The sequence below is a fragment of the Psychrosphaera sp. B3R10 genome (assembly GCF_018861025.1).
Taxonomy (GTDB): domain Bacteria; phylum Pseudomonadota; class Gammaproteobacteria; order Enterobacterales; family Alteromonadaceae; genus Psychrosphaera; species Psychrosphaera algicola.
Genome location: NZ_JAHKQH010000047.1, coordinates 1 through 10728, shown reverse-complemented (window position 1 = coordinate 10728; position 10728 = coordinate 1). Strand labels below are relative to the sequence as shown.

Here is a 10728-nt window from a genome sequence, read left to right as displayed (position 1 = left end):
TGTCTAGAGGATTTTCAGAGTTGCTGATATTTATAACTTCCTCTGCACTTGGTTGGAGGTTTTGAATATCGCTGTGGCTCGACTCATATTACAAGCTAGGGAATGACGTTATTTCTGTTGATTTGGGATGACGTTTTTTGTTCTGATTACTGAGAGCCAATTTAAGTTGGATTATGAACCTCCTCTGCACTTGGTTGGAGATCCCTAATATCGCTGTGGCTCGACTCTTATTACAAGCTAGGGAATGACGTTTTTGTTCTGATTACTGAGAGCCAATTTAAGGTGGATTATGAACCTCCTCTGCACTTGGTTGGAGATCCCTAATATCGCTTAGGCTCTTTTGGGATGACGTTTTTTGTTCTGATTATTATGAGCTAATTATAAGCGAATTATATACTTCCTCTGCACTTGGTTGGAGGTTCTGTATATCGCTGTGGCTCGACTCTTATTACAAGCTAGGGAATGACGGTATTTCTGTTGACTTGGAATGACGGTTTTTCTTTAAAACAACGTGTTAGTACACCTAAATTTCAGGCATAAAAAAACCGATATCTCAGGGAGATTATCGGTTAATTTTTACTTCCCTAAGCTAGAAAAGCAAATGGTACCGGTGGGCGGACTGCTCTTATATTAGCGCCACGCATTTCTGCGAGTCCACTTATGATAACGAACCTTCTATGCTTTTTACTTTAATCCCAAATTTCAGGCATAAAAAAACCGATATCTCAGGGAGATTATCGGTTAATTTTTACTTCCCTAAGCTAGAAAAGCAAATGGTACCGGTGGGCGGACTCGAACCGCCACGCATTTCTGCGGGGGATTTTGAATCCCCTATGTCTACCAATTCCATCACACCGGCACAGCAATAAAGCGAGACGAATTATAACTATGACAAAGCGGCTTGCAAGTGGTTTATTTAGTTTTGCTGTCTATTTGACCATATATTGTTCGATTGAGCGGTGAAAGTTGGCATTTGCAATTAACTTGATAGACTAGCGATTCTAAAAATTGAATTTGGTTGTCCCATGTCTGATAGTTTCCCACGAGCAGGGTTCGTTAAACGCCTGTTAGTTATTGTCTATGATCTGCTTGCCGTTATTGCATTGTTGATGCTTACAACGGTTGCGAACTTTATCGTCATCAGTTTACTTGAAGGTAATGGATTAATTAAACTAAATGGCTATGTTGACCATTCGGCATTTTTGAATAATCAGTGGTGGTTCCAAGCAGAACTGGTTTTGGTTACTTGGTTCTTTTATACCTGGTTTTGGTACGACGGGGGCCAAACTTTGGGGATGCGGGCTTGGAGATTAAAAATTCAAAGCACTAATGGCAAACCATTAACGTTAAAAAGAACAGCTATTAGAGCACTTTTCGCATTAGGTGGATTGGGTAATATATTGGTACTGTTTACGCCCAAAAATAAATTGTCACTACAAGACAAAATTTCAAATACGGAAGTGGTCTTGTTGACTAAAGAAGCCAATAAACGTGTTTATTTACGCGGAGTTGAAGACCCAAACCAAACGCACTAAATAAAAGGCTCGGTGTCGAGCCTCTACTTCATCTGCGCGTTTATCTCTTTATATATTTGTTACTTTTGCTTTTTGGTTAGCAGCCGAAGGGCAACTAAACTAAATACTAAGGTTGGCGAAAACGCGCCTATTACCGGCGGTATTTGATAAACCAACGACATTGAACCAAATACTCGGTCAAACAAGAAAAACGCAAATCCCGTTAATATACCCATAATTATACGAGCCCCCATAGTCACGCTTCTCAGCGGCCCAAAGATAAACGAAAGAGCTAACAACAGCATTACCGCTACGTTTATTGGTTGAAAAACTTTACGCCAAAAGGCCAACTCATAACGATTGGCATTTTGCTCATTTCGCTCTAAATAATCTAAGTAGTCTAGCAATTCACTAAAGGCCATGCGTTCAGGTCTAATTGAAACTATACCCAATTTATCAGGGGCTAGATCCGTCGGCCAGGGCATTACGTCATGTGTTTCTGTTGTTATTTGTCGGTTAAACCAAGAGCGGATAACGACGTTATTTAGTACCCAGTGACCGTTATCAAAAGCACCCGATTCAGCGCTGAGTTGACGTTTAAGTTTAAGGTTGTGATCAAAGTCAAAGACTTCGACTTTAATTAGAGTACCTTCTTCTGTCACTTCTTTGATATTAACAAAGGCATCGGTATCTTTGGCCCAGATACCTTGTTCGGCACTGTAGACTTTACCACTGCTTATTGCCTGAGATTTTAACTCTGTAGCGGCTCTTACTGAGGTTGGTACTCCCCATTCTGAGAAGAACATCATAATAATGATGAGAACCGTACTTGCTTTTAGAACCGCACTGATGACATTGGTTTTAGACATACCAACGGCTTGCATTACTACCAGTTCAGAGTTTTGTGCTAGGGCACCTAACCCCACTAAACCGCCAATCATAGCCGCCATAGGGAAAAATATTTCAATATCTTGAGGCACTAAATAAAGCGAATATAATCCCGCAGTTATTGCCGTAAAGTCAGCGCGTCCAATATATTTTAACTGTTCGATAAAGCGAAAAAGAGAACTAATGCCAACGAGAACACCTAAGGTAACTAATATCGAAGTAACTACCGTTCGGCCTACGTAACGCTCAATTAACGACATTTGTAACATGTTACGCTCCACCTTTACTTGATAAGGACAACCAAGACTTGCGAACTTTACCGCCAAAACTTCGATCTCTGAGTAGCAATAAAATAGCGGTGAATAATCCAAATAAATGGATCCACCAAAGTCCTATTTGCGGAGGTATTTTGCCATCTTCAAGCGCAGATTTAGCCAAAACAAGTAAGATGTAATAGGCAAAAAACAAACCTAATCCAGGCATGATCTTACCAAACCGGCCCTGGCGAGGGTTCACTGAACTAAGAGGTACGGCAATCATAGCGAGAATAGGAATGGTAAGGGGGATCGCTAACCGCCATTGGAACTCGGCAACCGCTTCCAATTCATTTGATTTCATTAACTCTAACGTAGGCAAAGCTGTGTAATTCCGTCGTCTTCGTTCGATGGCTTGGTCTTCCATCAGTATTTGATATTCTGAAAAGGTTAATCGCTGTGGAGCTTCATCTTCGCTTAAGAAATAACGTTGGCCGCCGGATAGCACCAAGTCTTGTTCACCGTTTTCCTGCTCTTTTAACTGGCCATTAAGGGCATAAACCACACTCTGAACGCCGTTATCATTGCCTTGAGCAACAAATACCTTTTTCATCATGGATGTGTCGCGCTCGATTTCATGCACAAAGACAACTGAATTTACGTTACCTGCTTGCTGAAATCGTCCAGCGGTAAGGGTCGATAATACCCCTTCGGCGGCAGCGTTTTCGCGCACTTGGTATTCATATTCGGTGGCGAGTGGCGCTAAGTACATAGTGATCACGCCACCAAAAATAGCAACCATAGTTGCAAGTACAAGCGTGACACGGGTCACGTACCACTCTGATACACCAGTGGCCTTTAAAACACTCATTTCCTGATCGGCATAAAGTCGTCCATAGGCGAGCATAACGCCTAAAAACATGCTCAGTGGCAGTATAATTGCGGCAAGTTGCGGGAATCTTAGGCCGATAATCGAAAGCACGAGATAACCGGGTATTTTACCCTCTGACGCATCAGCCAAAACTCGAACAAATGTTTGGCTCATGAAAATACTCATGAACACTAGAAAAACCGCAAACTGCGACTTAAAAACTTCAGCGGTTAAATAACGCAGAATAATCACAAATAAACCTTTTAAAACTTGTACTTTTACTGGAAATATGCCGATTTTTAAGTAAACTTCTTATTTTTATAAGAATTGTTCAAAACGCATCGACTAAAAATCAGTGCAGAAGTTATCGGGAACAGCTTAGTTAACGTTAAATAAAGCACCTGTGCAATGGATTATAATGTTAAATCCATGAAACACCGATAATTAATTTGAATTTAAAATTCGGTTTTGATTTAAACGTGAAACAATACCATAAAATAATGGTTATTTTGACACACTAATCAGATCCCGAAATCATTAGTACCTTCGCTCTATATTTGGAGAAATCATGGAATTTAGCGTAAAAAGCGGCAGCCCAGAAAAACAACGCAGTGCTTGTATTGTTGTTGGTGTGTATGAACCGCGTCGTCTATCGCCAATAGCTGAACAATTAGATCAGATCAGTGAAGGGTACATCAGTAATCTTTTACGTCGTGGTGATCTAGAGGGTAAGCCTGGTCAGGTCTTATTATTGCACCATGTGCCTAACGTATTGAGCGAACGAGTTTTGTTGGTAGGTTGCGGCAAAGAGCGAGAATTAAACGAACGCCAATATCGTCAAATTATTAAAAAGACCATAGATACCCTAAACGAAACGGGTTCGATGGAATCGGTGTGTTTCTTAACTGAAATGCATGTAAAAGGGCGCGACACTTATTGGAAAGTCCGTCAGGCGGTTGAAGCAACACTGGCTTCTTTGTATAGCTTTGATGCATTAAAAAGCAAAAAAGATGAAGCGCGTCGTCCTTTACGTAAACTTGTATTTAACGTACCAACTCGTCGTGAATTACCATTGGGTGAAAGCGCGATTGAGCACAGTTTAGCGATTTCAAACGGTGTTAAATTATGTCGTGACGTAGCAAACATGCCGCCAAATATTTGTAACCCACTGTATTTAGCTGAGCAAGGGCAAGCTCTTGATCAATTCGATAACGTATCGGTTGAAGCGATTGGCGAAGCACAAATGGCGGAACTGGGTATGAATTCATACCTTGCCGTTGGCCGTGGTAGTGAAAACGAGTCAATAATGACCGTAATAAACTATCAAGGTGGCAAGTCAGATGAAGCACCTATCGTACTTGTTGGTAAAGGGTTAACCTTTGACTCAGGCGGTATATCGTTGAAACCAGGCGCAGGCATGGATGAAATGAAATACGATATGGGCGGCGCTGCAGGTGTTCTTGGCGCCATGCGTTCACTGGTCGAACTTAAGTTACCCCTTAACGTTATTGGTATTTTGGCCGGTTGTGAAAACATGCCGGGCGGAAAGGCCTATCGTCCAGGTGACGTGTTAACGACTATGTCGGGTAAAACCGTTGAAGTGTTAAATACCGACGCCGAAGGCCGTTTGGTATTATGTGACGCGTTAACTTACGTTGAACGCTTCGACCCAGAATTGGTTATTGACGTTGCAACGCTTACCGGCGCTTGTGTTGTTGCCTTAGGTAAACATGCATCAGGGTTATTGAGTAATCACAATCCATTGGCGCACGAGCTGTTGAATGCATCAGAGCAAAGTGGCGACAGAGCATGGCGTTTACCGTTGTGGGACGAATACCAAGATCAACTTGAAAGTCCGTTTGCAGACTTTTCAAATCTAGGTGGACGTGATGCCGGCACAATTACTGCGGCGTGTTTCTTGTCTCGATTTACCAAAAAATACAATTGGGCTCACTTAGACATTGCAGGGACATCTTGGGTAAGTGGCGGCGCAAACAAAGGCGCAACCGGACGACCTGTACCTATGTTAACCCAATTTTTAATGAATCGTGCTGGCATTAGCGTCGAGCAATAAAGGATTTAAATGAACGCCGTTTTTTGGTTGTTAAACGACCAGCACAAAGTGCCACAATCGCCAAATGCAGAATCGGTTACGCCGATGTTGCATTTTGCCTGTGTGTTAGCGGCGGATTTATTTCGTCAGAATAAAAAGATCCAAATGGGCGTTGATGATCAAGACAAAGCCCATGTGATGGATGAGTGGCTGTGGCAGTTTGATGCAAGCCGCTTTATTCCACACAATTTGCCAGGTGAAGGCCCGCATTACGGTACACCTCTTGAGATCAATTGGGAGGCCAGTAATTTACGGCGCAATTGTTTCATCAATACCTGTGAGCAAATACCAGACTTCTATAAAAAAATTAAAGGATTATCAGAGTGGCACGACTTTGTACCGGCTGATGAAGCAGGTAAAGCGGCAGCTCGCGAGCGCTATAAGCAGCTCAAACAGGCTGGATTCCAATTAAGCACGAATCCAATTCCAGAATCCATCGTTTAAGAAATGACATTTTTTCAAGGCTATTATCATCATGGATAAAACCTACAATCCAAGTAGTATCGAACAAACTCTTTATCAAAAATGGGAAGAGCAGGGACACTTTAAACCTTCAAACGAAGGCGAAAGTTATAGCATAGTGATCCCACCACCAAATGTAACGGGTAGCTTGCACATGGGACACGCGTTCCAACACACTATCATGGATACACTTACCCGTTATAAGCGCATGGATGGGTTTAATACATTATGGCAAGTGGGTACCGACCACGCCGGTATCGCCACGCAAATGGTTGTTGAGCGTAAGCTTGCAGCAGAAGGCGAAACGTCACGTGCTGAATTAGGCCGTGAAAAATTCATCGAAAAAGTCTGGGACTGGAAAGCAGAGTCAGGCGGTACTATCACCCAACAAATGCGTCGCTTAGGCAACTCTGTTGACTGGGAACGTGAACGTTTCACGATGGACCCAGGTTTATCTAAAGCCGTAGAAAAAGTCTTTATCGATCTTTACAACGACGACCTCATTTATCGCGGTAAACGTCTTGTAAACTGGGACCCAAAATTACAAACCGCCATTTCAGATCTTGAAGTTGAAAACAAAGATAAAAAGGGCTTTATGTGGCACTTCCGCTATCCACTGGCGGATGGCGTAAAAACGGCGGAAGGTAAAGATTTTCTTGTTGTTGCGACAACTCGTCCAGAAACGTTGTTAGGTGACACTGCAGTTGCGGTTAACCCTGCGGACGAACGTTATAAAGATTTAATTGGTAAAGAGGTTATCTTACCGATTGTTAATCGTCGTATACGCATTGTTGGCGACGATCATGCCGATATGGAAAAAGGCACGGGTTGTGTGAAAATCACCCCAGCCCATGACTTTAACGACTATGAAGTTGGTAAACGTCACGCATTGCCTATGATTAACGTTTTAGATTTTGTTGGCCACATTCGTCAAGAAGCAGAAGTTTTTGACACCAAAGGCGAGCTATCTACCGAATACAGCACTGAATTACCAGACGCATTTCAGGGGCTGGAACGCTTTGCAGCGCGTAAAGCCGTTGTTGCAGCAATGGACGAGTTAGGTCTATTACAAGAAATTAAAGATCACGATCTAACAGTACCTTATGGCGACCGTGGTGGTGTTGTTATCGAACCTATGTTGACTGACCAATGGTATGTCCGTGTTGAATCTATGGCGAAGTCTGCCACTGAAGCCGTTGAAAACGGCGACATAGAGTTTGTGCCAAAGCAATACGAAAATATGTATTTTGCCTGGATGCGCGACATTCAAGATTGGTGTATTTCACGTCAATTGTGGTGGGGACACCGTATTCCAGCTTGGTATGACGAGTCTGGGAAAGTGTATGTTGGCAACAACGAAGCAGAAGTTCGCGCAACAAACAACATTGCCGACGATGTAAAACTAACACAAGACAACGACGTATTAGATACATGGTTCTCCTCAGCACTTTGGACGTTCTCGACACTAGGTTGGCCTGAAGAAACAGAAGACTTAAAAACTTTCCACCCAACGGACGTATTGGTTACCGGTTTTGACATTATTTTCTTCTGGGTTGCCAGAATGATCATGATGACGACTCACTTCATCAAAGATGAAAACGGCAAACCTCAAGTACCATTTAAAACCGTTTACGTTACCGGTCTTATCCGCGACGAAAACGGCGACAAGATGTCGAAATCAAAGGGTAACGTAATTGACCCACTTGATATCATCGACGGCATTGAGTTGGACGAGCTGCTAGAAAAACGTACCGGTAACATGATGCAGCCTAAGATGGCTGAAAAAATTGCTAAAAGTACTAAGAAGCAATTTCCAGAGGGGATGGAAGTATCTGGCACAGATGCACTGCGCTTCACTCTCGCGGCATTAGCGTCAACGGGACGTGACATTAATTGGGACATGAAACGTCTTGAAGGTTACCGTAACTTCTGCAACAAATTGTGGAATGCCAGTCGCTACGTATTGATGAATACCGAAGAACACGATTGTGGTGCTAAAGGTGGCGAGCTTGATTATTCATTAGCTGACCGCTGGATCCGCAGCCAACTGCAAGTCACAGTTAAAACAACTCGTGAGCAGCTTGATAATTACCGTTTTGACCTTGCGGCAAATACGTTGTACGAATTCACATGGAACCAATTCTGTGACTGGTACTTGGAGCTGACAAAGCCAATTATCTTTAAAGGTAATGAAGCTCAGCAGCGTGCTACCAGAAAAACACTAGTTGATGTTTTAGAGACGTTATTACGCCTAATGCATCCAATTATGCCATATATCACTGAAACTATTTGGCAGCGAGTGAACCCACTTGCGGCAAATGCGGCTCCTGCGGATTCAACCATTATGTTACAACCATATCCTTTGGTTATTGACAGTGAAATTGATCAACAAGCGCAAACCGACGTGGAATGGTTGAAGCAGTTCATCTTAGTTATTCGTAACATTCGTGGCGAAATGGATTTATCTCCTAACAAACCACTTAACGTATTACTTCGTAACATGTCGGCCGATGACCAAACGAAACTTGACGCGAATAAGTCATTCTTAAAATCTCTTGCGAAACTGGATGTTATCGACGTTTTAGCAAAAGACGAAAAAGGACCTGCTTCGGCGACGGGTTTAGTTGGTGATATGGAAGTGTTAATTCCAATGGCTGGATTAATCGACAAAGACGCTGAGTTGGCACGTTTGAGTAAAGCACTCGATAAAGCCAATCAAGAGTTGTCGCGAGTGGTTGGTAAGTTATCAAATGAAAAATTTGTGAGCAACGCCCCTGAAGCCGTTATTGCTAAAGAAAAAGCAAAACAAGCGGAAGCAGAGCAACTTGTGGCTCGTTTAAAAGCTCAGTATGCAGAGATTGAAGCTATCTAATCTAGTAATAGTTTGAATTGGGAAAGCCCGGAGAATAACGCTCCGGGCTTTTTTTTGCTTTTTATTTAGCATTTTACCGGAAATGATCCTTGCCAATATTCAAAAATGGATCTAAAGTGATATCACTTTGATATCATTAGTTCTGTTTTTAGGTTTTATCCTTGCCGAGCAAAATGATTTATCAAAATTGGAATGAGTATCAACAGAAAAAATTGCTGTAAATGCACAGCTGAGAAAGAGGGAAAAGTTATGAATGAGAAAAACGGTTTTTCAATATCTGGTTACATCATGATTGTTGTGTTGCCAGTACTGAGTTTCGTACTTGGGTCAAATGTTGTGTCAGGCGGCATTCACTCCAACCAATTTAGCGGTATTTCATTATTACTGACAATTTTAGTCGGTTTGATGTACCCAGGCTTTTTTATGGTTCAGCCAAAACAAGCCCGGGTACTAACCTTATTTGGCTCCTACGTAGGCACAGTTAAAGAAACGGGATTACGTTGGACAATACCTTTATTTATGCGTCGCAATATTTCTCTTAGGATCAGAAACTTTGAGAGCGGCCAGTTAAAAGTTAATGACAACCAAGGTAACCCAATTGAAATTGCAACGGTAATCGTATGGTCTGTGAATGATACTGCTCAAGCGGTGTTTGAAGTTGATGACTACGAAAGTTACGTTAGCATTCAATCTGAAGCCGCCCTTAGGAATTTAGCGACTAGCTACCCATATGACATCTACGAAGAAGGTTCAATTTCACTCCGTGGTGACCCACAAGTGATTTCAGATGCATTAACAATAGAAGTGCAAAACCGCCTTGAAAATGCCGGTATGGTAGTGCATGAAGCTCGAATCAGTCATTTGGCTTATGCCCCTGAAATCGCCCATGCGATGTTACAACGTCAACAAGCGACAGCAATAATTGCTGCCCGTGAAAAAATTGTACAAGGTGCGGTCGGTATGGTTGATTTAGCACTTGAACAACTTTCGGCAAAAAATATTGTTGAGCTAGACGAAGAACGTAAAGCCGCCATGGTGAGCAATTTGTTAGTGGTATTGTGTGGCGACCAAAATGCACAGCCAATAGTGAATGCGGGTTCCTTATATTAAGGATTGCAGATGACTAAAAAAAAGAGCTACCCACTTAGAATAAACCCCGACGTTCTTGCAGCGATGCAACGTTGGGCCGACGACGAAATACGCAGTGTGAATGCTCAAATTGAGTACGTCCTGCGCCAAGCGTTAGTGGACTCGGGACGAGTGAAGTTAGTGGAAAAAGTGCAAATTGAAGTAAAGGACAATGACCCTGAAGAACACTAGAAATAGTGTTTTTCTTTGCCCTGCGGGCGGCTATTTCGACTGCGTCGACCATGCTGACGTGGTATTTGTGCCTTGCAGGCGGCTTTTCGCCTAAAGGCGAGTCACTTTTCTCAACAGCTAGAAAAGTAACCAAAAGAGCCGCTTTCGACCAAATCCCTAATCCTTATTTAAGATTTATATTATCGTCGAAGACGGAATGTAATTTCGTCCATGAAAACATTCCTTGCAACGGCGTCCCTGCCGTTCACTTCGAGATATAAATCTCAACTAAGGGGGATTTAGACGAAGTAATATGCAGTCAGAACTTTAGGTGTGAAAACGTGTTTTTCTAGAAAAAACGTCATCCCCAAAGCTTGTAATATGAGTCAGCCTGAGCGATATTCAGAACCTCCAACCGAATGCAGAGGAATCACATAATACCATTTTGGTTAAAT

8 protein-coding genes and 1 tRNA gene are annotated in these 10728 nt (G+C 42.5%); 6 read left to right on the top strand and 3 right to left on the bottom strand.

What is annotated here, in order from left to right; all coding sequences use genetic code 11:
* Nucleotides 1-774 precede the first annotated feature (774 nt).
* Nucleotides 775-859: transfer RNA gene (locus tag KO525_RS19505), tRNA-Leu, on the bottom strand.
* Nucleotides 860-1025: 166 nt separating this feature from the next.
* Here KO525_RS19505 and KO525_RS19500 point away from each other — a divergent pair.
* Nucleotides 1026-1535 carry an RDD family protein gene (locus tag KO525_RS19500; RefSeq protein WP_215965529.1) on the top strand — a complete coding sequence of 170 codons (510 nt, stop codon included), beginning with the start codon at nucleotides 1026-1028 and terminating at the stop codon, nucleotides 1533-1535.
* 59 nt (nucleotides 1536-1594) lie between these two features.
* Here KO525_RS19500 and lptG read toward each other — a convergent pair whose 3' ends face one another.
* Nucleotides 1595-2671 (bottom strand): LPS export ABC transporter permease LptG, encoded by a 1077-nt coding sequence (gene lptG, locus KO525_RS19495; protein WP_215965528.1) that lies wholly within the window; start codon nucleotides 2669-2671, stop codon nucleotides 1595-1597.
* A gap of 1 nt (nucleotide 2672) precedes the next feature.
* Entirely contained in the window at nucleotides 2673-3779 is a 1107-nt protein-coding gene (lptF, locus tag KO525_RS19490; RefSeq protein WP_215965527.1) for an LPS export ABC transporter permease LptF, read from the bottom strand.
* A gap of 316 nt (nucleotides 3780-4095) precedes the next feature.
* Between lptF and pepA the strand changes: the two genes are divergently transcribed.
* The 5 genes from pepA (at nucleotide 4096) to KO525_RS19465 (ending at nucleotide 10294) form a co-directional block, all read left to right on the top strand.
* Nucleotides 4096-5601, top strand: a complete 1506-nt coding sequence (pepA, locus tag KO525_RS19485) for a leucyl aminopeptidase (protein WP_215965526.1) — start codon at nucleotides 4096-4098, stop codon at nucleotides 5599-5601.
* Between the two features lie 9 nt (nucleotides 5602-5610).
* Nucleotides 5611-6084 (top strand): DNA polymerase III subunit chi, encoded by a 474-nt coding sequence (locus KO525_RS19480; protein WP_215965525.1) that lies wholly within the window; start codon nucleotides 5611-5613, stop codon nucleotides 6082-6084.
* A 31-nt stretch (nucleotides 6085-6115) separates the two neighbouring features.
* Complete coding sequence (locus KO525_RS19475) at nucleotides 6116-8974, top strand: valine--tRNA ligase (protein WP_215965524.1); 2859 nt, start codon at nucleotides 6116-6118, stop codon at nucleotides 8972-8974.
* 249 nt (nucleotides 8975-9223) lie between these two features.
* A complete protein-coding gene (locus KO525_RS19470; protein ID WP_215965523.1) occupies nucleotides 9224-10084 on the top strand; it encodes an SPFH domain-containing protein in 861 nt (286 codons plus the stop codon).
* Between the two features lie 9 nt (nucleotides 10085-10093).
* The gene (locus KO525_RS19465; RefSeq protein WP_215965522.1) at nucleotides 10094-10294 is read left to right on the top strand and encodes a hypothetical protein; all 201 of its coding nucleotides are present in this window, start codon (nucleotides 10094-10096) and stop codon (nucleotides 10292-10294) included.
* Nucleotides 10295-10728: the final 434 nt, after the last annotated feature.

Bases quoted from the DNA above. Each gene is read 5' to 3' on its own strand.
- KO525_RS19465 (WP_215965522.1), top strand. From the start codon at position 10,094: ATGACTAAAAAAAAGAGCTACCCACTTAGAATAAACCCCGACGTTCTT.
- pepA (WP_215965526.1), top strand. From the start codon at position 4,096: ATGGAATTTAGCGTAAAAAGCGGCAGCCCAGAAAAACAACGCAGTGCT.
- KO525_RS19470 (WP_215965523.1), top strand. From the start codon at position 9,224: ATGAATGAGAAAAACGGTTTTTCAATATCTGGTTACATCATGATTGTT.
- KO525_RS19475 (WP_215965524.1), top strand. From the start codon at position 6,116: ATGGATAAAACCTACAATCCAAGTAGTATCGAACAAACTCTTTATCAA.
- KO525_RS19480 (WP_215965525.1), top strand. From the start codon at position 5,611: ATGAACGCCGTTTTTTGGTTGTTAAACGACCAGCACAAAGTGCCACAA.
- lptG (WP_215965528.1), bottom strand. From the start codon at position 2,671: ATGTTACAAATGTCGTTAATTGAGCGTTACGTAGGCCGAACGGTAGTT.
- KO525_RS19500 (WP_215965529.1), top strand. From the start codon at position 1,026: ATGTCTGATAGTTTCCCACGAGCAGGGTTCGTTAAACGCCTGTTAGTT.